Here is a 24,804-nt window from a genome sequence, read left to right on the forward strand (position 1 = left end):
TCATGTCCAGCTCTGATCGTTTCCGCGAAGCCCTGACCTTTGACGACGTGCTGCTGGTCCCGGCGGCATCAGAGGTCATGCCGGCAGAGGTCGATACCAAGACCTGGCTGACCAAGTCGATCCAGCTGGGCATTCCGCTGCTGTCGGCCGCCATGGATACGGTCACGGAATCGGCCCTGGCGATTGCCATGGCGCAGTCGGGCGGCATCGGCGTCATCCATCGCAACATGGATATCAGCCGTCAGGCGGACGAGGTTCGCGCCGTCAAGCGCTTCGAATCGGGCATGGTGGTCAATCCCTATACCCTGCGCCCCGACAATACCCTGGCCGACGCGCAGGAGCTTCAGCGCCGCTACCGTTTCTCCGGCTTCCCCGTGGTGGATGAGGCGGGCAAGCTGGTCGGCATCCTGACCCACCGCGACGTGCGCTTCGCCAGCAACCCGAACCAGCCGGTCAGCGAACTGATGACCAAGGAAGGTCTGGTCACGGTGAAGCCGGGCGTGTCCAAGGAAGAGGCCAAGCGCCTGCTGCACCAGAACCGTATCGAAAAGCTGCTGGTCGTGGACGATGCCTATCGCTGCATCGGCATGATCACGGTGAAGGATATCGAAAAGGCGCAGAACCATCCGCATGCCGCCAAGGATGCCGCCGGTCGCCTGCGCGCCGCTGCCGCCACCGGTACCGGTCCCGATGGTCTGGAACGCGCCGCCGCCTTGTTCGATGCCGGTGTGGACGTGCTGGTCATCGACACGGCCCACGGCCATTCCAAGAAGGTGGCCGATCAGGTGCGCGCCGCCCGCAACCTGCCGAACTATACCCAGATCATCGCCGGCAACGTCGCCACCGCCGACGCGGCGCTCGCCCTGATCGATGCCGGTGCGGACGCCATCAAGGTCGGTATCGGCCCCGGCTCCATCTGCACCACCCGCATCGTCGCGGGCGTGGGCGTGCCGCAGCTGACGGCCATCCTGGATGTGGTGGAGGCCTGTCAGAAGCATGGCATCCCCGTCATCGCCGATGGCGGTATCAAGTACTCGGGCGATCTCGCCAAGGCCATCGCCGCCGGTGCCTCCTGCGCCATGATGGGCGGCCTGTTCGCCGGTACTGATGAAAGCCCGGGTGAGGTCATCCTGTTCCAGGGCCGCTCCTACAAGGCCTATCGCGGCATGGGCTCCGTCGGTGCCATGGCCCGTGGCTCCGCCGACCGCTATTTCCAGGCCGAAGTCTCCAACACGCTGAAGCTGGTGCCCGAAGGCGTGGAAGGCCGCGTGCCGTACAAGGGCCCTATCGGTGCCGTGGTGCATCAGCTGATCGGCGGCCTGCGCGCCTCCATGGGCTATACCGGCTGCGCCACCATCGATGAGATGCGCACCAAGCCGCAATTCGTGCGGATCACCAACGCGGGCCTGCGCGAAAGCCACGTCCACGACATCACCATCACCAACGAAGCCCCGAATTATCGCCAGGGGTGAGGTATGACACAGCCTCTCCTCCTAAAGGAGGAGAGGCTGTGTGCCGCGCTCTGTGGTTTTTCCTTAAGTTTCAGACGATGATCATGAACGTCTCTGTTATGTATGGCCCTTATTTGAGGCTCGGTGCATTTTGATTCTGGAATTTAGGCAAGGTTAGATGGAAAAGGTTGTTTGAGAAATTTCTGTGAATCAGCCGATTCGGTGGGGGGCACGTGACTATCGAAAAATCTCGGATCACGAATACGCTAAACTCTATCGCAAAGGTTGATCGCGATTCTGCGCCTTATGTTTATCACTACACATCAGTATCTGCATTGAAAGCAATCATTGAAAGTAAGTCATTTTGGGCTAGTGATGTAATGTACCTTAATGATTCTCGTGAAATTGCTTATGGTGCTGAGATTTTTAGAAATAAAATTGAGAAATTTACACAAGATAGATCGCGCAATAATTTGTATAAAATGGCCCTTGAGCGGCTTCGAGCATGTGTTTCTGACAGATTTGGCGTGTGTGCGGTTAGCTTCTGTTATAGAGATGATTTGTTGAGTCAATGGCGCGGTTATGGTGGCGATCAAGGTGTCTCTATTGGAGTGTCTACTAATTATATTGCCAGTCTTGCCGACTATAGACTCCTAAGGGTAATTTACAATAAAAATGAACAAGAAGAAATATTAGATTTTATGATTTCTGCCTATATTGATGAGGTTTTTGAGAGATTTGATGGGAAGAATGTGAGCGATCCCAGTGTAAGTATGGATATAATGGATTTTGCATTAGACTGCTCTAACAATTTCGAGAGTGCTATTGCGATATTTAAAGATCCAGGATTCTCAGAGGAAGGTGAGGTGAGAGCTTTTCTCAAGAGATACCGACATTGGCATGAAGATGGAGTAAAGTTTCGTGAAAAAGGTGGTGTTCTTGTTCCTTACTATGAACTGCCACTGGAGTTAAAAGATGTCGATATATTTAACAAAATTACGATTGGCCCTGGTGCGAATTATGACCTTGTACAAAGAAGTGTTAAGGTATTTTTTGATGTAAATGGCATTGACGTCGAAGTGAAGACTTCTACTGTTGCTCTTAGGAAATGATGAGTTCGCATGCACCACATCGACAGCCCCCAGAACCCGCAATTCAAGTCCTGGTCCGGGCTGCTGGAAAGCCGTGGCATCCGTAAGCAGGGGCAGTTCCTGCTGGCGGGATTGAAGACCGTGCCAGAGGCGCTGACCCGCTGGCCACAGCATTTCACGCGCATCCTGATCCGCCATCCCGAATGGATCGCGGACTGGCCGCTGCCCGATCATATTCAGCCTGTGGTGCTGGCCGGTCCCCTGTTCCGGGAACTGGATGTGTCGGGCACGGATTACCCGATCCTGGTGGGCACTCTGCCCACCATCGGGCAGGCCGACCTGTCCGCCCCGCCAAAGGGCCTGGAACTGGTCTGCGCCCTGGGCGACCCCGCCAATCTGGGTGCCCTGCTGCGCAGTGCGGCGGCCTTTGGCGCGTCCAAGGTCATCCTGCTGGAAGAAGCGGCCCATCCCTTCCACCCGAAATGCCTGCGCGCGGCCAGCAACGCCGTCTTCACGCTGGACATTGTGCGCGGTGGGCGCTGGGCGGCGCTGGATCAGGCGGCGGGGCCGCTGCTGGCGCTGGATGCCGGCGGTGATGATCTCGCCACCTTCCCCTGGCCCGAAGATGCCCGCCTGATCCTGGGTGAGGAAGGGCAGGGCGTGCCGCCGCAGGTGCCGGCGCAGCGTCTGACCATTGGCAATACCGGCAATGTCGAGAGCCTCAACGCCACCGTCGCCGCCTCCATCGCGCTCTTCACCTATTACGCGGGCGGGCAATGACGACCGGCCCCGGCGATACGCCCGAACCCGATCTGGCTGCCATCGCCGCCGACCTGTCGGACAGTATCGCAGCCCTGTCCACGGCCAGCGCGCTGGGCCTGCCCGACCTGCTGTCCCGCATCGATGCGCTGAAGGCGCGCATCGACACGCTGGAGGCGAAGATACGCGCCGAAATCCAGGACGAAATCGGCCCCAATCTCCGCCCTTAAGCCTAGGCCTTTCGGGCTAACCCCTTGGCCGCGCATAGGTACTCTGCGCTCTACCGGGTGGCTCTGTTTCCAAATCAACCACGCCTTAAGCATACCTTCATCATTTCACGGCAACCTTGCATAGTTAAGACGCCAAACGGGTGCCTTTTGTGCCATCATGGGGATGAGAAGGCGGGCTTCATTATGGGTATCATGATGACGATCCAGGATCTGAACGACCTGCGCCAGGACATCCTGATCAAGGCGGACGAGATGCAGGCCGAGGCCGCGCGTCTGGAGCAAGAGCGGCCCGACGAGGCCGCTAACCTGCGTCGCATCGCCGACCGTCTGGCCGTCTATATGCGTGATTATCTGGACGTGTCGAACGTCGAATGGCTGCCGCCGACCTCTGGTCGATAGACCTGTTTTCGGTTGGCCGGAAACAGGTCCGGCGGCGACCGCCGCCGCGCCGCCCATGCGGCGTTTGAGGAAAATGCGCTAAGCCCCGTCACTTCCCGCATGATCGACCAGCCGGCCCGGCACGCCGGCCAGCAGCCTGGCAGATAGGTCGCCGGGAATGGCGCGCTTTTCCGCCGCCCCGAACGCTGTCATCACATAGACGGTTTCCGCCACCATCACGGGCCGACCATCGGGCCAGAGGCTGAAATCCGTCAGGATGGTGAAGGAAGTGGTGCCCACCCGGCCCGTGCGGATGGATTGTTCCAGCACATCGTCGAACCGCGCCGGCCCTTTCCATTCCTTGGTCTGCTTGACCACCATCATGTCCAGGCCAAGCGCGTTCAGCCCCTGGATGCCACCCACCATATGGCGCAGATATTCGGTGATGCCGATATCGATGAAATCACCATAGCGGGCATTGAAGACCACCTGCTGCGGATCGCATTCGCCATAGCGCACGCGGTGACGGAAGCGGAAGGGTACTGGGGTGGTCATGCTCAATCCCGAGAAAAGGGTCCCTTCCCGATGCAATGGCCGGGAAGGGACCGTCATATTTACTGTTTCGCCGCCAGCGCGTCCTTCAGGCCCGGCACATAATCCGCCCCCTCGGGCACCTGGATCGACGCGCCGTTGAAGTCCGCCCCCACCGGTTCCTGACGCCCGCCCAGGCAGTGCGACAGGAAACCTTCCGCCACGGCATAGAAGCTGGTGCGGTTGGCGGGCCGGGCAAAGCCATGGCCTTCGTCCGGGTACAGGACATAGGTGACGGGAATGTTCTTGGCCTTCATGGCCGCGACGATCTGATCGGATTCGGCCTGCTTCACGCGCGGGTCATTGGCCCCCTGGGCGATCAGCAGCGGCTTGGCGATCTTGTCGACATGGGTCAGGGGCGAGCGTTCCGTCAGCAGGGCCTTGCCCTCCTCGGTGCGCGGGTCGCCCACGCGGCGGGCCAGCTGTTCAAAGAAGGCCGCCCAATATTCCGGCACGCTGGCCAGCAGCGTGTTCAGATTGGACGGGCCGACAATATCGACGCCACAGGCGAACCGGTCCGGCGTGTTGGTCATGCCCCACAGCGTGGCATAGCCGCCATAGGACCCGCCATAGATGGCGACCTTGTCCGTGGGCGCGATGCCGTTTTTGACGGCCCAGTCGACGGCGTCGATCAGGTCGTCATGCATGGTCCGGCCCCATTGCTTGTCGCCGGCATTGGTGAAGCCCTTGCCGAAACCGGTCGACCCCCGGAAATTCACCGACAGCACCGCATAGCCGCGATTGGCCAGCCATTGATGCTCGCCATTATACCCGAAGCCATCGCGGGCCCAGGGTCCGCCATGGACGTTCAGCACCAGCGGCACCGGCTTTTCCGGCTTGCCGTCGCCATTGGCATCGGCACCGGGCGGCAGCGACAGGTACGACACTAGCACCTTGCCATCACGCGACGGGATTTCCAGCGCCTGCATGGGGGCCAGTGTCTTGCCCTCCAGGTTGGGGCGCACGGTGAACAGGCGGGTCAGGGTCTTGGCCTTGCGGTCATACAGCCAGAAGGCCGCCGGCTCCGTCACCCGGTCGATGACCACGGTCCAGAACTTGTCATCCTTGGACCGGCTGGTAATGCCCCAGCTACCCTTGGCCTCCAGGTTCAGATAGGCAATATCGGCGGCAACCGCATCACCGACGGGCAGCCATTCATCCTTCAGATAATCAACATTATAGGCTTCCAGGGCACCCGTGACCGGGTTGGTCAGGATGCCGCCAATATCGGCCTTGTCGCTTTCGGCCAACAGCGTCGTCTGCCCGCTGCCCAGGTCCAGGGCATAGATCGCGGCCTTGTCGCGCCCGGCGGTGGATTGCAGATAGGCGATATTGCCGTCCAGCGGGATACCGGCGATGCCACTCGTCAGGGCGTCGTCGGCGGCGATGGTCAGGATGGGCTTGCCCGGCTTGCCATCCTTGCCGAACGGTTCGATCTGCATGCCGCCATCGGGCAGCGGCTTGGCAGCCAGACGCAGGGTCAGGCTGCGGTCGGCATCGAACCCGCCATAGCCATCATTCTTGAAAACCAGCTCCAGCTTGCCGGTCTTCAGGTCCAGCTTATGGACATCATGCCACTTCGGATCGCGGTTATTCAGGCCGACCAGGATACTGTCCGGCACCTGGGTGGAGATGGCGACGATCTGCACCGTCGTCTTCTCAAACGGGGTCAGAAGCTTGGTTTCGGCACTGGCGACGTCCACGCCATAGAGCAGGAAATCCTCATTCCCGCCCTTATCCTGCAAATACAGGATCTGGTCGCCGGCGGGTGCCCAGAAGAAGCGGCGGATGGGGCGTTCGGTATCGGCGGTCAGGGGCTTGGCCGCTTCGATATTGCCGATGGGGGCCACCCAGATATTCATCACCCCGTCGCGCGGGGCCAGAAAGGCGATGGATTGCCCGTCGGGGCTGATGCTGGCGCCGGTGCGGCTGGGATTGCCGAAAATATCCTTGCGCGCGATCAGTTCCGCCGGGGCCTGCGTGGCGGCGGGCGCGGTCGCGGCCTCTTCCTTCTTGCCGCAGGCGGACAGGGTGGTGGCCAGGGTGATGGCCATCAGGCTGCTGCCAAGCAGCGCGGGCAGTTTCCGTGTGGTCACGTGTGCTCGTCCTTCTTCTGATTGGTTGCCGGCACGGGCACCCCCCGTGAAGGCGGCCAACATCCAAACAGAAGAAGGAGTTTACGGCAAGCCGCCGCGCGGGTTGTACGCCGAACGCCCTACCAGACGCCGGTCGCCTGCACCGCCCCGGCCCCCTGATGCCACGGTGCCATGCCCAGATGGATCAGATGCCGGTGCAGTACCTGGCGCGCATAATCCGCCCGTGCCGCCCCGCGCGGCAGTCCAGCATAGAATGGGTCGCGCGACAGGATTGATGCCAGCGTCCCGGTGACCAGCGGGGCTGCCAGCGAGGTGCCGCTCATATCGCCATAGGGGGCAGTCTGGCCAAAACGGGCGGGCAGGGTGGAGATCAGGGCGGCACCCGGTGCCACCACATTGATCTGACAGCCTTCGCTGATGAAATCGGGCACGAACAGGCCGCTGGGCGTGAACCGGTCCGGCGTCTCGGGGATCCAACTGGCGGCCAGGCTGCCCGCCGGCATGGTGCCCATCAGGCCCAGCGCCGAAACCGCCACGCATTCGGGATAGGCGGCGGGATAGGTCACGGCCCCGCCTTCGCCATTGCCGGCTGATGCCACGCACAGGCTGCCACGCTGACGCGCCGCGATGATGGCCTCATGCTCGACCGCCGATGCCGCACCCCCCAGGCTCAGATTGATCAGATCGGCCCGGAATTCCCCGGACAGAAGGTCGATGGCCGTCGCGATATCGGCCTGACGGGCCTTGCCCTTCTTGGGATTGACCCGGACCACGCCGATCTCGGCACCCGGCACCAATCCGCAGAAATCGTCGCTGTCCACGGGCGGCCGCGCGGCCAGCAGGCCGACGATTGCGGTGCCATGGCTGTGCACATCATGGGCGGCGTCTTCGCCCGCAATGAATTCCCCTTCCAGAAACGCGCCCAGCCCCGTGACATGCGACAGGTGCGGCGACGGCCCGGCCCCGGTATCCACCACACCGATGCGGATGCCGGCTCCCCGGTGCGGGTCATAGCTGCGATGGCCCGTCATGGCATGCCACCATCCGATCGGTCCCTTCGGCAGGGGCGGCAGCCGCACGCTCAGCCCGTCGCGCGGATGCGGGACCCGCATGCTCCAGGCCCGTCCATGCGGCACGACCAGCCCTTCCAACGGGGTCCAGTCCGGCTCATACGGCAGCCTTGCCCGCCCCTCGCCATCGGCGGTCACGCGCACCAGCTTGACCTCACCCTCATCACCACCGGTATCAAACCAGACGCCAACCTGCGCCCCTTCCGCCGGCGTGCCATCGGCCAGTACGGTGATGTGCAGGGCGGGCAGGGCGGCGTCATCGTCCAGCGTCACGGGCTTCAGGCCCAGACGGCGATGGAATTCCCGCCGCGCCGGGTCCTGTCCCCCCGCGTTCATGCGCGGCGTCCTTCTGCCGGCACATTGCGCGTGCCCAGGAACGGATCGGGCAGCAGCAGGCTGCCCGTGGTCACGGGATCATGCAGACGCAGATAGAAATGCCCGATCCCGGCCAGCCCCGTCATCAGGCCCGGCACCTCGCCCACATCCCGCACGCCGCAGGGCCATGGGATGCGCGGCCCCCCATGCCGTTCGATGCCGCGATAGCCGATGCCGGCGGCCAGCGCCGTCCATTCCGCGCGATTGCGCCACAGCCCCGCATCGATCAGCAGATCGCCGCCGCCCGCCAGCCCGTGGCAATAGCTGTGGTCCGTCGCCTGCGGTCCCGGCGGTCGGGCAAGGCTGGCGGCCAGCACGGCCAGCACTGCCTCCAGTTCCCGTTCCAGCAGCGGGTCCTGTGCGCCCGCCAGCAGCAGCCACAGGCGCGACCGACCGATCCCCGCCGCCCCATGGCACCATGAGGTGCCGAAGGCGGGGGTGCTTGACGGGTTGCCCTGCGCGTCGCGGAAATCGGGCCAGTTGCCATGTGCCACATCGAACCGGGCGCGTTCATGGCGCAGCGCCGCCGTCAGCGCCTCGGCCCATCGCGCCTCGCCCGTGACCAGATGCAGACCGGCCAGTGCCGGCAGCATGCCGCTGCCGCCATGGGCAAACCCGACCGGCCCCGGCATCCCGGCATCGGCTGGGCCGGGCCAGGAAAGCCCGTCTGGTCCCGGCTTCGCGGCGGCCAGGATCGCCTCGCCGGCCTGAATGGCCCTGTCCAGGAAATCCGGTCGCGCCTGGGTCCGTGCCAGGGTCAGCAGCACCGGCACCATGCCCGCCGCCCCCCACAGAAGGTCGGGACCCGCCGGGGCCGCCGCGCCGCGCGCCACAAGCGCCAGCCCGCGTTCGACCCGGTCACCACGCCCTTGCGCCAGACCGATGCTGATCATCACACAGCCGGTGCCGGCGGCCCCGGTATAGAAACCGGCCCCGTCGGCATTTCTCTCCGCCAGGATCAGCGCCTGTTCGGCGGCCCGTGCCTGCATCTTGTCGCCGGTGCGCTGATGCAGCAGCCACAGGAACAGGGCGATGCCCGCTGCCCCCTGGTAAAGGTCCGCCCCCACGGGCCGCAGCAGGAACTGCGTCAGGTTCTCGCGCCGCTCCGTCTCCGTCCGCATCCAGTTCAGGCTGCCGTCACCGCCGCGCAGCGCGTCACGGCACAGGCGGCGGCCGATCTCGTCGGCGGCGTGCAGGAAATGCGTGCGCCCTTCCACCAGGGGTGCGCTGGCCTGCATCGGGTTCATGACGCCACCCGCAGCGGCCGGTAATGGTCGGCAAATCCTGGCGACAAATGCAGCGCGTCCAGGCGCAGCCCCACCCCCGTCAGGCGGTTCGCGATACAATCCATCAGCGCGCCGCCCCCCGTCCAGGCATCGATGATCCCCGCCGCCACCTGCCGGCAGCGCGACTGCCCGAAGCTTTCGCCCGTCCCCGGATCGTCCGCCCCGCCCAGCCCCGGCAGCAGCCGGCGCGTGAACAGCGGTTCTCCGGGCCGCAGCAGCGGGGCCAGCACCTCAACCGCTTCATCCAGCACATCCAGGACCAGCGGCAGATACCGGCGCGGCGGGTACAGCACCAGCGTGTCCACCCGGTCATACAGCGCCGGCGCACAGGGGCATTTCAGGCTGAATGGAATGAAATAGCGGTTGAGCCCCAGGGTAAGCAGATGCAGCAGGGCAGGGGCCTGTTCCGGCGCGACATTGAAATAGAGCCGGGCCAGATCCCCCTCATCCGCAGCACTGGCGGGGGTCTCGCCAAAGGCGTGGAAATATCCCGCCTGCGCCGTCACCGACTGGTTCGGCATGGGGATATCGACAGGCTGGCCGGGCTGGGGCTGGTATCCGGGCGGCATGCCGGCTTGGGCGGCAGTGACCACCCGGTACATCTCGCCCTTCTGCACATGCAGCCGTCCATCCGGTGTGGCCTGATAGACCTGCCAGCCCCGATCCAGCCGCGGCTGTCCGGCATTGGCCGCCGACAGGGCGGCGATCAGGGCGGCATCCTGGGTCAGATCGTGTGCTTTTGCCGCCCGCGCGACGCCGGTCCAGGGCCGCGTATAGGCCTGTTCGTAGAGCAGGGGCCATATGGCCTCCACCATGTCCACCCGCACATCCTGCCCCGGCTGCGCGGAAACCGGAACGGGCGGCAGGTCGGGCAGCTGTACCGATTGCGGCGGCAGGATACGCACAGCCTCGGCGATGGCGACCAGGGCAGGATCGGCCCAATCGCCGGTGGCGGCTCGGGGTGGGCTTTCCACGGGCCGGGTCTGTGCCGCAGGGGACACCCCACCGGTCGCCGTGCCCACCCCCAGGAACTCCGTCATGAACCGGTCGGCATCGGTCAGGGCCAGCCCCGCCAGATTGATCAGCTCCGCTGCCAGCGGTGGGATCGTGGGCGATGTGAAGGTGGATTCCATGGCGCTTTGCAGAAGGCGCGCCCCCAGATAGGGAACGCAGCGCCGTAGCCCCGGATCGTCGCCCCGCCATGGCCCGCCCGTCGCGGCCTGCCAGAACCCGGCCATGGCGGGGACCATGGCGGCCAGGGGCACCATCGGGGCCGGCTCGGCGGACCGGGGCGGCGCTGCGGGATCGGCCATCCAGGGCAGTCCGCCATCCTCCACCAGCCATGAACTGTAAAAACCCGACAGGACCCCCGCCACATCCCACAGCGGTTCACCGATATCGGCCAGTTCCCAGTCAACGATGCGCAGGTCGGGCGCACCGTCGGCACCCGGTCGTACCAGGATATTGTCCCATTTCATGTCGGCCTGGATCAGGGTCCGGGGCTGCCAGCCGGCCAGCGCCTCCTCCAACCCCTGCATCATGCCGGGCATGGCACGGATCATGGCCACGATCTGCGCGCCGCCGGCCCCGAACAGCGGCACATCGCGGCGTCCGACCGTCAATATCCAGGGCGGCAGGCGCTGGGCGGCGATCTTTTCGGCGACCATGGTCGCCAGCGGTTCCGCCTCCGCATGGATACCGGCCAGACAGGCACCCAGCAGCGACAGGACATGCGGCTCCACCCGCCTGGTCCGCCGATATTGCGCGTCCAGCGTTTCTGCCTCCCCGAACAGTTCGAAGATCAGGGCCTGACGGCGTTCATCGAACCGGCGCAGCGCCACCGTCGCGCCGCGCAGCGCCGACAATGCCGGAACGGTCGCCGCCAATCTGTGCAGTGCTGCTTCCCTTCCGATGGACCCGGCCAGATCGGGGGCAGAGGCGGCGATCTGCTTGATGAACAGGCCCGGCCCCTCAATGCCGGAGACGCGGAAGCTGCGATTACGCCGCCGCACCTCCCGCACCCGCAACCGCTCACCCGCGACGTCCCCCGCCGTCAGCAGATCGCGTGACAGCAGAAAGGGCGCGACATCGCTGGCCAGCAGGAACATGGAATGCCTTTGAAAGGACAAGGGGCGGCAAGGCCGGCAGGCTATCACCCCTGCCGGTCCGTTTCACGCGAGGAAAGAGGGATCAGGCCGCTGCCGACGGGCAGTAGGTGGTCTGCGTCACCCACGGATTACCCGCGACACCCGTCTGCGGCGGCGCCACCGGCCCCTGTTCCACGCCATTGGCGGCTGCCGGCTGGGCGAAGCTGATCGTCTGCGGCTGAGCGAAGCTGATGGTCTGCGGCTGGGCGAAGCTGATCGTCTGGGGCTGAGCGAAGCTGATGGTCTGCGGCTGGGCGAAGCTGATCGTCTGCGGCTGGGCGAAGCTTATCGTCTGCGGCTGGGCGAAGCTGATCGTCTGCGGCTGGGCGAAGCTGATGGTCTGGGGCTGAGCGAAACTGATCGTCTGCGGCTGGGCGAAGCTGATCGTCTGGGGCTGAGCGAAGCTGATGGTCTGCGGCTGGGCGAAGCTGATCGTTTGCGGTTGAGCGAAGCTGATGGTCTGCGGCTGGGCGAAGCTGATCGTTTGCGGTTGAGCGAAGCTGATGGTCTGCGGCTGGGCGAAGCTGATCGTTTGCGGTTGAGCGAAGCTGATGGTCTGCGGCTGGGCGAAGCTGATCGTTTGCGGCTGCGCGAAGCTGATCGTCTGCGGCTGGGCGAAGCTGATCGTCTGCGGCTGAGCGAAGCTGATGGTCTGCGGCTGGGCGAAGCTGATGGTTGCAGGCTGGGCGAACTGGTTCATCTGCGGCGGAGCGAAGCTGATGGTCGCGGGCTGCGCGTAGTGCATCATCTGCGGCGGGGCGAAGCTGATCGTTGCCGGCTGAACAAAGCTGATGGTCTGGGGATACCCGACATTAAAGTACATGCAGCACCTCTCCGTATGGCCCCGTAAAGGGGTGTTTGTGGGGTTAAAAGGCCGCATGACGTGCAGCCTTCTTTGATTAACCCGTTGGAGGGAGAGGGCACAAGGAGCGATGGGAAACAGGGCTAGGTTATTTACGCCTTATACGCGTGTTTGACATATTCTCTTATGGAGCCCTGATCCCATCGCCTGCATCGTCTTTAATCCACCGCCATCTCGTCGGCATTGTCCAGATTGTCCACGCATTTTGGACGCATGATCAGGTACAGCACGACAATCCCGGCCAGCATGCCGACGGCCAGCGCCGGGGCTTTCCAGTCGCCCGTGATCAACCGGTTGGCGAACAGCAGGGCGCAGATCATTGACCCGCCAATAGGCACGAAGGCCGGTACCTCAAATGCCCCCTTGGCCTCACCGGGCCGGCATTGAAGGATCACCAGCGCGATATTGATGATGGTGAACACCGCCAGCAGCAGCAGCACGGTGGCCGACGCCAGCTGCGCAATATCGCCCGACAGCATCAGGGCGGTGACAATGACCAGCAGGGTGGCGATGGCCACATGCGGCGTGCGCCGCCCCGCATGCACCCGGCCCAGCGGACGCGGCAGCAGCTCCAGCCGCGCCATGCCATAGGCCAGACGCGACGCCATGATGTAATTCAGCAAGGCCGTGTTCGACACGGCAAACACCGTGATCACCACGAACACGACGGGCGGGATCCAGGGTGCGGCCCGGTTCACCACCTCCACCAGCGGACCCGACGCGGTGGCCAGTTCCTGCCAGGGCACCACCGACACGGCCGTGATCGCAACCGCCAGATAGATGACCGTGGCCGACGCCATGGCGATGATAATGGCCCAGGGCAGGGTGCGCTGCGGGTCCTTCACCTCTTCGGCCACGTTGAACGTGTCCTCGAACCCGATAAAGCTGAAGAAGGTCAGGACCGCCCCTTGCAGGATCATGGCCGCATCAATCCCGCCTGACGCCGGCGGCACCTCCAGCAGGTCGACCCCGCCCCAGTACGGGATGCCGACCGCGATAACGATCAGCAGGCCGCCCGCCTCCATGGCGGTGCAGGCCATGTTCACCCACATGCTTTCCTTGATGCCCCGGAACACGATGGCCGCGATCAGCAGCAGGAAACCCAGGGCCAGCGGCAGCACCGGCATACCCTCCAGCAGGGGCAGCCGCGTCAGCGCCTCCGCCACCACCCGGCTCTGCGTGGCAACCGACGTCAGGCCCGACGCCATCACCGTCAATCCCACAAGGTAGGTGAGCAGCGGCCAGCCATAGGCGCGCTGCGTGACATAGGCGGCCCCGCCCGCACGCGGATAGCGTGAGCCGAGCGAGGCATAGGACAGACCCGTCAGCAGGGCCGCGATCATGGAGACCAGAAAGGCCAGCCACACGGCATTGCCCATCTCCCCTGCCGCCTTGCCGATCAACCCATAGATGCCGGCCCCCAGCATGCTGCCCAGACCATAAAGCGCCAGCTGCGGCAGGTTGACATTGCGGGCCAGCGTCGGCTCGCGTTGGGACTGGTCCGTCACTCTTCTCTCCTGGGTCTGTGGCCGGGCGGGGGGAACAGGCAACCACAGGACCATTGTTGACGGGTTCCTGGCAAGGGGGGCTGAAAAATTCGGTCAGTTCCCGTCAAACACGCCCGTCACGCCGCCTCTATGGACAACAGGGCGTCACCTGCCGTAACGGCGCGCCCCGCCCGGCAATGGACCGCGCCGATACGGCCGGCGCTTTGGGCCTGGATGGCGAACTCCATCTTCATGGCTTCCAGCACGACCAAGGTCTGACCTGCCTCCACCTGCTGCCCCACCTCCACCAGCACCTTCCAGACATTGCCGGAAATATCGGCCTGGATGGCGTTCTCATCCGCCACCACGGGTGGGGCGTCGGTCTCCGCCGCTATGGCGTTGTCATCGGTCCGCCAGCGCGCCACCTCCGCCGTGAAGGCGGCCTGCTGGCGGATACGGAAGGCGGCGATGTCGTCGGCCTCTGCCGCCCAGGCTGCCTCATGCGCCTCCAGGTCGAAGACGGAATCTTCCACCGCCACCTGCGCCCGGCCCGCACGGAAATCGGCGCGGAACCTGTCCAGTTCCGGCTCCGTCACCGGATAGAAGCGCACTCGGTCAAAGAAGCGCAGCAGCCAGGGTTCGGCCCCGAACTGCCGGTTGGCCAGGAACTTGTTCCAGATGGGCACGGTACGGCCCACAAGCTGGTACCCGCCGGGGCTGTCCATGCCATAGATGCACATATAGACACCACCGATGCCCACGGTGCCCTCTGCGGTATAGGTGCGGGCGGGGTTGTATTTGCTGGTCAGCAGGCGGTGGCGCGGGTCCAGCGGTACGGCACAGGGGGCACCCAGATAGACATCGCCCAGGCCCAACACCATATAGCTGGCATCAAAGACCGTGTCGCGGACCTGTTCCCTTCTGTCCAGGCCGTTGATGCGCTGGATGAAATCGACATTGTTGGGCAGCCAGGGGGCATCCGCCTTCACCGTCTCCTGATAGCGGGTGACGGCCCCCAGCGTGGCACTGTCCTCAAACGCCATGGGCAGATGCACGATACGGCTGGGCACCTTCAGCCCCGCGACCGATCCCAACCCTTCTTCCAGCGTCAGCAAGGTCGCGACCAGCGCATCCTGATGGATGATCCGGCTGTCATAATGGATCTGCACCGACCGCACGCCCGGCGACAGTTCGGCGATACCCGGCACCTTGGCCGCCATCAGCGCCTCCATCAACAGATGGATGCGCAGGCGCAGCCGCAGGTCCAGCACATTTTCCCCATATTCCAGCAGGATATATTTATCGCCAGCCTGACGATAGGTGACCATGGGCCGGTCACCCCTGGCCGGCAGGCGGGTCAGGATGCAGCTATCGGGCGCAATCACCGCCGGCACGGGCAGGGCTGCATCGTCCAGCCCTTCAATCGCCGCATCTTGGGCGCGTTCCAGGGACAGCGCGTCGGCAAAGCTGACGGCACGGAAACGGATGGTGTCGCCCGGTTTCACCTGCCCCACCTTCCACAGGTCGGCCTTGATGATGGTGGCGGGACAGACAAAACCGCCCAGGCTTGGCCCGTCACAGGTCAGGATGACGGGCGTGTCGCCGGTAAAATTGATGCTGCCGATGGCATAGACGCAATCATGGATGTTGGACGGGTGCAGCCCGGCCTCGCCGCCATCGCTGCGCGTCCATTCCGGCTTCGGCCCCACCAGCCGCACGCCCAGCCGGTTGGAATTGTGATGCACGCGGTAATCGCTGTCGAAGAAGGTCGCCATGGCCTCGGACTTGAAGAAATCCGGCGCACCATGCGGCCCATACAGCACCGCGATATCCCAATGTTTGCCATAGGTCGGGATCAGTGATGACGGTACCGGCACCGGCTCCAGGACGGGGGCTGGGGTGGTGCAGGCGGGCGACCCCGGACGGCTGACCGGCAGTACATCGCCCACGCGCAGGGTGCGGCCCGCATGGCCGCCAAACTGCCCCAGGACGAAGGTGGATTTGCTGCCCAGATAGTCGGGCACATCCAACCCGTTGCGGATGGCGATATAGGTGCGGCACCCGCTTTCCGCCCGGCCCAGGCGCAGCACCTGTCCCGCCCTGACGCTGATCGGCGTCCAGAAGGGCAGGGCGGTGTCGTCCAGGCGGGCCGGCATCGCGGCCCCGGTCAGGGCGATGGTGGCATCGCCATGAAACCGCAGGGTCGGGCCTTGTAGCGTACATTCCAGGCCCGCCGCCGCCGCGTCATTGCCGACAATACGGTTGCCCAGACGGAAGGCGTAATCATCCATCGGCCCCGATGGCGGCACGCCGATATCCCAATATCCGTGCCGGCCCGGATAATCCTGCACGGTCGTATAGGTGCCGGCCTCCACCACCTCCACCAAGGGGGAGACATGGTGATAGCTGTCCAGGAACCGCGTGGACATGCGCCCCTGGATGAAGGTCTCGCCCGACAGGATGCCGCGCAGATAATCCAGATTGGTGGCAATGCCGTGCAGGCGCGTGGCGTCCAGGGCCGCCAGCATCTTCAGCCGCGCCGCCTCCCGATCCGGTCCATGCACGATCAGCTTGGCGATCATCGGGTCATAGTTGGCCGATACTTCCGTGCCCGTGCGAACCCAGCCATCGACGCGCACGCCTTCGGGAAAGAACACCTCCGTCAGGGTGCCGGGCGAAGGCGCGAAATTGCGGACCGGGTTTTCGGCATAAAGCCGAACCTCAATCGACGCGCCCTGCGGTTCCGGTACGCGGGCGAAATCGGGCGGGTCACCGGCGGCGATGCGGATCATCCATTCCACCAGATCCAGGCCGGTTACCGCCTCCGTTACCGGATGTTCGACCTGCAGCCGCGTATTCACCTCCAGGAAATAGAAGGCGTCGCGCGCGCCGTCATAGATGAATTCCACCGTACCCGCCGACACGTACCCCACCGCCTGCCCCAGACGCACAGCGGCGTCCAGAAGGCGGCGGCGGGTGTCGGGCGGCAATCCTGGGGCGGGCGTTTCCTCGATCACTTTTTGATTACGGCGCTGTACCGAACAATCCCGTTCGCCCAGCGCCACGACATTGCCCCGACCATCGCCGAAGATCTGAACCTCGACATGGCGCGCGTCCGACACGAACCGTTCGATGAAGACGCCGCCATCCTTGAAAAAGGACTGGCCCAGACGCTTCACACTGTCGAACGCGGCGACCAGTTCCCCTTCATCGGCGCAGCGCTGAAGCCCGATGCCGCCGCCGCCCGCCGTGCTTTTCAGCATGACGGGATAGCCGATCTCGGCCGCCGCCGCCTTGGCCTCTGCCACATCCTTCAACAGGTCAGTGCCGGGCGTCAGGGGCACACCCGCCGCCTTGGCAATCTCGCGGGAGGTGTGTTTCAGGCCGAACCGGCGGATCTGGTCCGGGGTGGGGCCGACAAAGGCGATGCCGGCGGCGGCGCATTGTTCGGCGAACTCGGTATTCTCCGACAGGAAGCCATAGCCAGGGATGATGGCCTCCGCCCCCGTCTCCCTGGCGATCTCAATGATCCGGTCACCGCGCAGATAGCTTTCCGCCGGCGTCTGCCCACCCAGCGGGATGGCGATATCGGCCACGGCCACATGCAGGCTGTCGGCATCGGCGTCGGAATAGATGGCGACGGAGCGGATGCCCATCCGCTGCAAGGTGGCGGCGATACGGACGGCGATCTCACCACGATTGGCGATCAGGACGGTCTTGAACATCATTGTCTCTCCCAATAGTCCCTCAGTCGCCGGGCGCCGCCATCCGGCGGCTTGGCTCACGCCGCATGGGCGGCGGGCCGGCAGTCGCCGGCCGGCAGCAGCGGTCGCTGCCGCCAACCGCTGCTGTCGTGATCAGGCCGCGTTCTGCGCGCGCAAACGCATATAGGCGCGCCAACCACCCAGGCTGGTAATGTCGGCGGCGTCGCTTGTGGCCCAGGCCTCGCACAGGAAACCCTGCACATGCCGCCCATCGACCAGTTCCAGGGTGCCAATGCCCAACGGCGGCGGGATCAGGGCCACGAAGGACCCGTAATGGGCCACCGGCATGTCCCACAGTTCCACCGCGATGGGCATCCCCTCACCCGTGCGCACCAGCCCCGGCTTGGGCGGTGTCGTGCCCGGCAGGGCGTAAAGCCGATAGGCGGCAGAGGTCAGGGTGCTTTCCAGCAGCACGGCACCGCGCTCTGTGAGTTGCCCGTTCAGCGGCATGCCCGACAGATGCGCGCCGACCACCGCCAGCGTGATATGCCCATGCCGTCCATCCACCATCTTTTCCGGCTGCGGCAGCGACAGGCTGCTGGCCCCGCGCTTCCACGGGCTGGCCGCCTGCCACAGCCGCCCGAACTCGATCAGCCGCGCCTCGTTCCAGGCAGGTGCAATCAGGGTGATGCCAGCGGGCAGGCCATCGCTGCGCACAGCGCCCGGCAATGCGATGGCCGACCAGTCCAGCAGGTTCACGAAATTGGTATACAGCCCCATGCGGCTGTTCACCCCCACCGGGTCCGCCATCACCTCGGCAATGGTGGGCAGGGTCGGGGCCGTGGGCACCAGCAACCCATCCAGGCCCGCCATCAGGCCCTCGACCCGGCGCGCCAGCTCCATGCGCCGATATTCGGCCTTGAACCCGTCGGCGGCGGTGAGGTTGCGGGCTTTGTCGATGATGGAACGGACGACGGGATGCACCGTGTCGGGCCGGTCGCGCATCACGCCTTCGATGGCGGCATAGCGTTCGGCCACCCACGGTCCGTCATAAAGCAGCGCCGCCACATCCCATAGAGGCTGAAAATCAATGGCGCGCAGTTCCACGCCCAGGGAGGTCAGGCGGGCCAGAGACGCCTGATAGGCCGCCTCTGCCACCCCATCGCCAAACCAGTTGGGGGCCTTGGGAATACCCAGCACGGGCCGCGCCGGCCAGGCGGTTGGGGGTGCCCCGGCCTTGCGCGAATAGGCGTCGGCCGCGTCATAGCCCTGCATCCGCTCCATCACGCTGGCCGCATCATCGACCGACAGGGCCATGATGGTGATACAGTCCAGCGTGCGGCAGGCCGGCACCAGCCCGCGTGTGGAGACCAGCCCCCGCGTGGGCTTGAACCCCACCAGATTATTATGCCCTGCCGGCACCCGGCCCGACCCCGCCGTATCGGTACCCAACGCGAACGGCACCAGACCGCGCGCCACCACCGATGCCGACCCGGAACTGGACCCGCCGGAAACATGCTCCGGGCTGAAGGCGTTGGGCACGGTGCCATAGGGGGACCGGGTGCCCACCAGCCCCGTGGCGAACTGATCCAGGTTGGTCTTACCGATGACAATGGCCCCCGCCGCCTCCAGCCGCGCCACGGCGGCGGCGCTGACATCCGGCTGATAGGCGAAATCCGGGCAGGCGCAAGTGGTGGGCAGGCCGGCGGCGTCGATATTATCCTTCACGGCAAAGGGAATGCCGTAAAGCGGGGCCGACGGGTCCAAAGCCGCGATCCGCGCCTGCAAAGCGTCTGCCCCGATCAGGCTGATCCAGGCGGGATCATCGACGGACAGGGCGCCCAGCAAATTGGACAGCAGTTCCTGCGGTCTTGCCCCGGCGCGATAGGCCTGATGCCAGTCCTGCATCGTCCAGAATTGGGTAATGACACTTTCGCTCATTGTCCGGCCTGATCCCTTGCGAACGGTCAGGCCAGTATGCGGACCCATGCTGCACCGCCATATACGCAGGATGACGTATTGGGGGAGGGGGTATTGCCCTTAAGTCAGCCGTATGACATCGTCATACGATCAAGAGGAGCGCAAACCGATGCCGGTCAGCAACCCACCGATCAGTGTCCGCATCTCCCCCGGCGAACGGGAACTGCTGGAACTTGCGGCACAAAGTGCCCGCACGAACCTTAGCGACTTTGTCCGCCGCAAGGCCCTGGAGGCTGCGGAAATGGAACTTATGGAGCAGCGTGTCGTGACCATTCCCGCCGCCGATTGGGAACGGTTTGAACAATGGGTTCAGAAACCGGGAAAGCCCATACCGGCCCTTGCTGCGCTGGCGGCTGGCAAGTCCGCATGGCAGGACTGACACCCCCTCGCCCGCTGCTGGCGTCCGATGATCGCGACGGGTTTGACTGTGGTCGTCCATCCCTGAACCAATGGTTCCGCCGTCACGCCTGGCGCAACCAGGAGGGCGGGGCGTCGCGTACAAACGTCGTCTGTGACACCGGCAGCGGCATGATCGCGGGCTTCGTCAGCCTCAGCACCGCACAGATTGAACGCGCGTTTCTGCCCCGCCCTGCCCAACGCAACAATCCCGATCCGCTGCCCGCCATCCTGTTGGGACAGTTGGCCGTCGATATCCGGTTCCAGGGACGGGGCTATTCCGCTTCGCTGATGCGCTTCGCCTTGCAGACCGCTGTGCGATTTTCCCTGGATATCGGCTGTATCGGCGTCATCACCCATCCGTTGGATGATGATGTCCGCGCCTTCTACAATCGCTTCGGGTTTCAGGATCTGCCCTTTGATCCACGCCGCAGCATGATGGTGCGTATCGCAGACCTGATTGCCAGTGGCTTTTAGCGCCATCACCCCTTGCCCGCCATGATCCGCATGGCCAGCGACGTTGCCGACGCGCGGTTTTCAACGCCCATCTTGGCGAAGATGCGTTCCAGGTGTTTGTTCACGGTGCGTGGGCTGATGCCCAGGATTTCGCTGATTTCCCGGTTGGTCTTGCCATGAATCAGCCAGCGCAGAACTTCGACCTCGCGCAGGGTCAGGTCGATCTGCGCGCGCAATATATCCTCGCCCGACGGGCCGGCGGCGGTCAGCTGGAACAGATATTCCCCCGGCCCGGTGGGCAGCAGATAACGTGCGGGACCCACCCCGGCGGCGGGTGCCAGGGGTTCCACCGTCTCCGTGTCCGATCCGCCGGCCACGGCACGCAGCAGCAGGGCCTGCACCGGTTCCGGCGGCACGGCCCCGTCCCCGAACGCCGCCGACAGCAGGCTGGCCGCCTGTGGCGTTGACCACAGGATATGCCCCTGCGGATTGACGGCGAACAGATGCCGACCCGATGCATCCAGCGCCAGCCGCGCCCCATGGGCGGCGCGTGCCGTCGCGATATGCACGCGGATACGGGCCAGCAGTTCGACCAGATTGACGGGCTTGGTCACATAATCGGTGCCCCCGACCTCCAGCCCGCGCAGGACATGGGCGGTTTCGGTCAGGCCGGTCATGAAGATGACGGGCAGATGGGCCGTGCGGGCATCGCGCTTGATCTGCTGACAGGTGGTGAAACCGTCCATGCCCGGCATGACGGCATCCATCACCACCAGCGACGGCATCACCCGTTCCAGAAGGGTCAGCGCTGCTTCCCCCCGCGTGGCGGCCAGCGCCGTGAACCCGCCGCGTTCCAGCGCCTCGACCAGCATGTTCAACTCGTCGCGATTATCATCGACGACCAGCACCATATCCCCCGCCGGCGCTCCGTCACGCATGCTCCGCCCCCATCATTCCGGCGGTGCCCAGCACCTCTGCCAGCCTTTCATACTCAAACCCCTGGGCCAGAAGCGACAGTCGGTCGAACCAGCCCTCATGCCCCGGATATCCCGCCCGCAGCTCGCGCAGCAGCAGTTCGATCCCCCGCGCATGTCCGATCTTGGCCAGGTTGAGCAGGCCTGCGATCTCCGCCGCCGACAGGGCAGGGGCCGCCTGTACCGCCTCCGCCATCGGCTCCTCCCGCCGCCAGTCCAGGTCCAGCAGCACCTCCAGCCGTTCCAGAAGCTGGGCGATATCCACCGGCTTCACCAGGAAATCATCATGCGGCTGATCGGCCCCGCGTCCGCGTTCGGCCAGGTCATGGGCTTCCGCCGACAGAAGCAGGATCAGCAGATCCTCCATCCCGCCATCCCGCAACGCCTGCGCCACCTGCCAGCCATTCAGGCCGGGCATGGAGATGTCCAGGATCAACAGGTCGGGATTGTGCCGGGGGGCAAGGTCCAGGCATTCCGCGCCATTGCTGGCAAAGATCAGGTCAAAGCCCAGCGGTTCCAGCAATTGCCGCATCATGGACAGATGCTGCGCATCATCATCGCACAGCAGGATGGTGCGCCGGTCACCATGATAGCCTAGAACCCGGTGGCTGGGCCGCGCCTGCACCGGTGCCCGCACCTCCGACAGCAGCATGCGCACCTTGAAGCTGCTGCCCCGCCCCGGCTGGCTGTCCATGGTCAACTCGCCGCCCAGCACATGGGTCAGCAGGCGCGTGATGGTCAGGCCAAGGCCGGTGCCGGGAATGGCGTCCATGCGGCTGGGCAGGTTACCCCGGTCGAACGGCTGGAAAATCCGTTCCCGGTCCTCCGGCGCGACGCCGATGCCGGTATCCATCACCTCGAACTCCGCCGTCTCTCCGCGCCGGCGCACGCTGAACCGCACCTGCCCGCGCTCGGTATATTTCACGGCATTGGACAGAAGGTTCATCAGGATCTGGCCCAGGCGTTTCTCATCCGTCAGGACAAAGCGCGGCAGGGTTGGGTCGGGCCGATACTCAAACGCCACATCCTTGGCCGCCGCCTGCGGCCCGAACATGTCCGCCAACTGCGCCAGAAAGGCCGGCAGGTCCACGACGTCCCGGCTGATCTGTACCGTGCCCGTCTCAATCTTGGAGATGTCCATCAACCCATCGACCAGACGGGTGATATGTTCGGCACTGCGCCGGATCACCCGCACTGCGTCTTCCGGTTGCCGCAGGCCGCCGCGTTCCAGCAGCTGGGCATAGCCATTGATGGAATTCAGCGGCGTGCGCACCTCATGGGACAGGCCGGCGATGAAGCGGGTCTTGGCGATATTGGCGGATTCTGCCGCCTCCTTGGCTTTTTGCAGGGCGGCGTCGGTCTGTTCATGCGCCTCGATCTCGTCCAGCAGCAGGGCCATGCGCCGCTCGCTCTCTTCCTCCGCCAGACGCCGGCTTTCATGGGCCAGGACGATGGCCCAGGCAGCCAGCCCCATGATGATCAGGGCGGCGGCAAAGACGATCTGCAAGGTGGTGCGCACCGTCTCCTTCGACACGCCCGGTATCGCCCCATATTGCGTGCCGATCAGAGCCAGCAGCATGGCCATGCCCGCCGTCAGCAGCGCCATGATGGCGGCAAACCGCCCGATGCGGCTGCCCAGCCAGCGGCGAAGTGCCGCCGGCAATTGGCTGCCCACCATGTCCGAAAGCTGTTCACCCAGCGTCGCCCGCACCTTGCACCGGTCATGGCACCGCGTTTCCAGCGAACAGCACAGCGAGCAGATGGGCGCGCCATAGGCCGGGCAGTGCGACATGTCCGGCGGCTCAAACATGTTCTCGCACACCGAACAGCGGATCAGGCCGCCCTCGGTCGCCAGAACATCCGGCTGTCGCGCGATATAATACCGGCCCTTGGTGGCCCGGGCGATGACCGGGGCCGCCACAAAGGCCGACACAAGCCCCAGCAGGGGTGCGAACGCCCGCGCCAACTCCCCCAGCAGCCCGAAAAACGCCGACAGCGACAGCAGCAGCGAAATTCCCATGGCGCCGACGCCGACCGGGTTGATGTCATAGAGATGCGCGCGGCGGAATTCGATGCTGGGCGGGCTCCACCCCATCCGTTTATTGACCAGAAGGTCCGCCGTCAGTGCCCCCACCCAGGCGACCGCCAGATTGGCATAGATGCCCAGGATGCTCTCGATCACCCCGAAAATGCCCATCTCCATCAACATCAGCGCCAGCATGACGTTGAAGACCAGCCAGACGACACGGCCCGGATGCGAATGGGTCAGGCGGGAGAAGAAATTGGACCAGGCGATGGAACCGGCATAGGCGTTGGTGACATTGATCTTGGCCTGACAGACCACAATGAAAATCACCGTCAGGGTCAGGGCGAGGCCGGGCGACGACACGATGCGTTCAAACACCATGCGATACATGGCCGTCGGCGTGGCGGCGTCCAGCGCACTCATGCCCGCCTGCGTGGCGGCATAGCCCAGCAGGGACCCCGCCACCAGCTTGGCCCCGCCGATGAAAATCCAGCCCGGCCCGGCGATCAGCATGGCGCTCCACCAACCGACCTTGCCCGCCCGTTTGCGGTCCGGCAGGAAGCGCAGATAATCCACCTGCTCCCCGATCTGCGGCAGCAGCGACAGCAGGACGGACGTGGCCAGCCCGAAGGCCAGCAGCGAGAACCCACCCTCCGGCGCGTGCAGGCCCGCCAGACGGGTCCAGCCCGACAGTTCCCCCGGTTCGGCCAGGATGACAAAGACCAGGGGCGACAATTGCAGGATTAGCCAGACCGGCTGTGTCCAGACCTGCATCCAGCTGATTTTGCGGATGCCATGGATAGCGATGGGCAGCACGATCAGGGCGCTGATCATGTGCGACAGCCATAGGGGAATGTCCAGACAGAGGGTCAGCGCCTCCGACATGATGGCCGCTTCCAGGGCCAGCAGGATGAAGGTAAAGCCCGCATAGATCAGGGAGGTGAAGGTGGACCCGATATAGCCGAACCCGCCACCACGGGTCAGCAAATCCATATCCACCCCGAACTTCGCCGCGTAGTACGCGATGGGCAGCCCCGTCGCCAGCACCAGCATCGTCACCAGGACGATGGCCGCCATGGCATTCGTGAAGCCATAGGCCAGGGTGATCGACGCCCCGATGGCCTCGCACGCCAGAAAGGAGATGGCGCCCATGGCCGTATTGCCCACCCGGAACGGCGACCAGCGCCGCGCCCGGTCAGCCGTGAAGCGCAGGGCGTAATCCTCCACCGTCTGGTCGGACACCCAACGGTTATACTGGCGCCGCACACGCACGATGGGCAGCGATTTCAGCATTGGCAATCCATCCGATTCCCGCTCCCTTATTTCCTCCACACCCGTCTCACCCGTCATCCCCGCGCAAGCGGGGACCCAGCGTCAGGCGCGGTTAGCGCCGATATGAGTCATGTCGCAGCTATCGCTGCTCTCGCTGGGTCCCCGCTTGCGCG

General features: G+C 64.7%; 18 protein-coding genes. 7 read left to right on the forward strand and 11 right to left on the reverse strand.

The window, feature by feature from the left end:
• The first annotated feature begins 2 nt into the window (after window positions 1-2).
• The 5 genes from guaB to ABC729_RS02310 all read left to right on the forward strand — a co-directional run bounded on the left by guaB (window position 3) and on the right by ABC729_RS02310 (window position 3,930).
• Window positions 3-1,472 (forward strand): IMP dehydrogenase, encoded by a 1,470-nt coding sequence (gene guaB / locus ABC729_RS02290; protein ID WP_495606044.1) that lies wholly within the window; start codon window positions 3-5, stop codon window positions 1,470-1,472.
• A gap of 212 nt (window positions 1,473-1,684) precedes the next feature.
• Entirely contained in the window at window positions 1,685-2,563 is an 879-nt protein-coding gene (locus ABC729_RS02295) for a DUF2971 domain-containing protein (protein ID WP_495606045.1), read from the forward strand.
• 9 nt (window positions 2,564-2,572) lie between these two features.
• Window positions 2,573-3,322 carry a TrmH family RNA methyltransferase gene (locus ABC729_RS02300; protein WP_495606046.1) on the forward strand — a complete coding sequence of 250 codons (750 nt, stop codon included), beginning with the start codon at window positions 2,573-2,575 and terminating at the stop codon, window positions 3,320-3,322.
• Window positions 3,319-3,531 (forward strand): hypothetical protein, encoded by a 213-nt coding sequence (locus ABC729_RS02305; RefSeq protein ID WP_495606047.1) that lies wholly within the window; start codon window positions 3,319-3,321, stop codon window positions 3,529-3,531. The genes ABC729_RS02300 and ABC729_RS02305 overlap by 4 nt, the downstream gene beginning before the upstream one ends.
• A 192-nt stretch (window positions 3,532-3,723) precedes the next feature.
• Window positions 3,724-3,930 (forward strand): hypothetical protein, encoded by a 207-nt coding sequence (locus tag ABC729_RS02310; RefSeq protein ID WP_495606048.1) that lies wholly within the window; start codon window positions 3,724-3,726, stop codon window positions 3,928-3,930.
• 78 nt (window positions 3,931-4,008) lie between these two features.
• Here ABC729_RS02310 and ABC729_RS02315 read toward each other — a convergent pair whose 3' ends face one another.
• The 9 genes from ABC729_RS02315 to atzF all read right to left on the reverse strand — a co-directional run bounded on the left by ABC729_RS02315 (window position 4,009) and on the right by atzF (window position 19,468).
• Entirely contained in the window at window positions 4,009-4,464 is a 456-nt protein-coding gene (locus tag ABC729_RS02315) for an acyl-CoA thioesterase (protein ID WP_495606049.1), read from the reverse strand.
• Between the two features lie 59 nt (window positions 4,465-4,523).
• On the reverse strand, window positions 4,524-6,596 hold the full coding sequence (locus tag ABC729_RS02320; protein ID WP_495606050.1) for a S9 family peptidase: 2,073 nt from the start codon (window positions 6,594-6,596) through the stop codon (window positions 4,524-4,526).
• Window positions 6,597-6,715: 119 nt separating this feature from the next.
• A complete protein-coding gene (locus ABC729_RS02325) occupies window positions 6,716-8,002 on the reverse strand; it encodes a S8 family serine peptidase (protein ID WP_495606051.1) in 1,287 nt (428 codons plus the stop codon).
• Entirely contained in the window at window positions 7,999-9,288 is a 1,290-nt protein-coding gene (locus ABC729_RS02330; RefSeq protein WP_495606052.1) for a lanthionine synthetase LanC family protein, read from the reverse strand. Before ABC729_RS02330 ends, ABC729_RS02325 begins: the two co-directional genes overlap by 4 nt.
• Window positions 9,285-11,435: a T3SS effector HopA1 family protein gene (locus ABC729_RS02335; protein WP_495606053.1), complete on the reverse strand. Its 2,151-nt coding sequence runs from the start codon at window positions 11,433-11,435 to the stop codon at window positions 9,285-9,287. Before ABC729_RS02335 ends, ABC729_RS02330 begins: the two co-directional genes overlap by 4 nt.
• Before the next feature lie 82 nt (window positions 11,436-11,517).
• Window positions 11,518-12,297: a hypothetical protein gene (locus ABC729_RS02340; RefSeq protein ID WP_495606054.1), complete on the reverse strand. Its 780-nt coding sequence runs from the start codon at window positions 12,295-12,297 to the stop codon at window positions 11,518-11,520.
• A gap of 197 nt (window positions 12,298-12,494) precedes the next feature.
• Window positions 12,495-13,844 carry an APC family permease gene (locus ABC729_RS02345; protein WP_495606055.1) on the reverse strand — a complete coding sequence of 450 codons (1,350 nt, stop codon included), beginning with the start codon at window positions 13,842-13,844 and terminating at the stop codon, window positions 12,495-12,497.
• Between the two features lie 116 nt (window positions 13,845-13,960).
• Window positions 13,961-17,551: an urea carboxylase gene (gene uca / locus ABC729_RS02350; protein ID WP_495606056.1), complete on the reverse strand. Its 3,591-nt coding sequence runs from the start codon at window positions 17,549-17,551 to the stop codon at window positions 13,961-13,963.
• Window positions 17,552-17,680: 129 nt separating this feature from the next.
• Window positions 17,681-19,468 carry an allophanate hydrolase gene (gene atzF / locus ABC729_RS02355; protein WP_495606057.1) on the reverse strand — a complete coding sequence of 596 codons (1,788 nt, stop codon included), beginning with the start codon at window positions 19,466-19,468 and terminating at the stop codon, window positions 17,681-17,683.
• Window positions 19,469-19,616: 148 nt separating this feature from the next.
• Between atzF and ABC729_RS02360 the strand changes: the two genes are divergently transcribed.
• Together ABC729_RS02360 and ABC729_RS02365 are read left to right on the forward strand one after the other, a co-directional pair.
• Complete coding sequence (locus tag ABC729_RS02360; RefSeq protein WP_495606058.1) at window positions 19,617-19,886, forward strand: type II toxin-antitoxin system TacA family antitoxin; 270 nt, start codon at window positions 19,617-19,619, stop codon at window positions 19,884-19,886.
• Complete coding sequence (locus ABC729_RS02365; RefSeq protein ID WP_495606059.1) at window positions 19,874-20,380, forward strand: GNAT family N-acetyltransferase; 507 nt, start codon at window positions 19,874-19,876, stop codon at window positions 20,378-20,380. Before ABC729_RS02360 ends, ABC729_RS02365 begins: the two co-directional genes overlap by 13 nt.
• Before the next feature lie 5 nt (window positions 20,381-20,385).
• Here ABC729_RS02365 and ABC729_RS02370 read toward each other — a convergent pair whose 3' ends face one another.
• Window positions 20,386-21,297, reverse strand: a complete 912-nt coding sequence (locus ABC729_RS02370; RefSeq protein WP_495606060.1) for a response regulator — start codon at window positions 21,295-21,297, stop codon at window positions 20,386-20,388.
• Window positions 21,290-24,652: a hybrid sensor histidine kinase/response regulator gene (locus ABC729_RS02375; protein WP_495606061.1), complete on the reverse strand. Its 3,363-nt coding sequence runs from the start codon at window positions 24,650-24,652 to the stop codon at window positions 21,290-21,292. Before ABC729_RS02375 ends, ABC729_RS02370 begins: the two co-directional genes overlap by 8 nt.
• Between the last annotated feature and the right edge of the window lie 152 nt (window positions 24,653-24,804).

This window comes from Niveispirillum sp. CC-CTL257, from assembly GCF_059489915.1.

Coding starts and splice junctions, on each gene's coding strand:
- ABC729_RS02325 (WP_495606051.1), bottom strand. CDS start 8,002: ATGAACGCGGGGGGACAGGACCCGGCGCGGCGGGAATTCCATCGCCGT.
- ABC729_RS02330 (WP_495606052.1), bottom strand. CDS start 9,288: ATGAACCCGATGCAGGCCAGCGCACCCCTGGTGGAAGGGCGCACGCAT.
- ABC729_RS02370 (WP_495606060.1), bottom strand. CDS start 21,297: ATGCGTGACGGAGCGCCGGCGGGGGATATGGTGCTGGTCGTCGATGAT.
- ABC729_RS02310 (WP_495606048.1), top strand. CDS start 3,724: ATGATGACGATCCAGGATCTGAACGACCTGCGCCAGGACATCCTGATC.
- ABC729_RS02365 (WP_495606059.1), top strand. CDS start 19,874: ATGGCAGGACTGACACCCCCTCGCCCGCTGCTGGCGTCCGATGATCGC.
- atzF (WP_495606057.1), bottom strand. CDS start 19,468: ATGAGCGAAAGTGTCATTACCCAATTCTGGACGATGCAGGACTGGCAT.
- uca (WP_495606056.1), bottom strand. CDS start 17,551: ATGATGTTCAAGACCGTCCTGATCGCCAATCGTGGTGAGATCGCCGTC.
- ABC729_RS02360 (WP_495606058.1), top strand. CDS start 19,617: ATGCCGGTCAGCAACCCACCGATCAGTGTCCGCATCTCCCCCGGCGAA.
- ABC729_RS02300 (WP_495606046.1), top strand. CDS start 2,573: ATGCACCACATCGACAGCCCCCAGAACCCGCAATTCAAGTCCTGGTCC.
- ABC729_RS02335 (WP_495606053.1), bottom strand. CDS start 11,435: ATGTTCCTGCTGGCCAGCGATGTCGCGCCCTTTCTGCTGTCACGCGAT.
- guaB (WP_495606044.1), top strand. CDS start 3: ATGTCCAGCTCTGATCGTTTCCGCGAAGCCCTGACCTTTGACGACGTG.
- ABC729_RS02340 (WP_495606054.1), bottom strand. CDS start 12,297: ATGTACTTTAATGTCGGGTATCCCCAGACCATCAGCTTTGTTCAGCCG.
- ABC729_RS02305 (WP_495606047.1), top strand. CDS start 3,319: ATGACGACCGGCCCCGGCGATACGCCCGAACCCGATCTGGCTGCCATC.
- ABC729_RS02375 (WP_495606061.1), bottom strand. CDS start 24,652: ATGCTGAAATCGCTGCCCATCGTGCGTGTGCGGCGCCAGTATAACCGT.
- ABC729_RS02315 (WP_495606049.1), bottom strand. CDS start 4,464: ATGACCACCCCAGTACCCTTCCGCTTCCGTCACCGCGTGCGCTATGGC.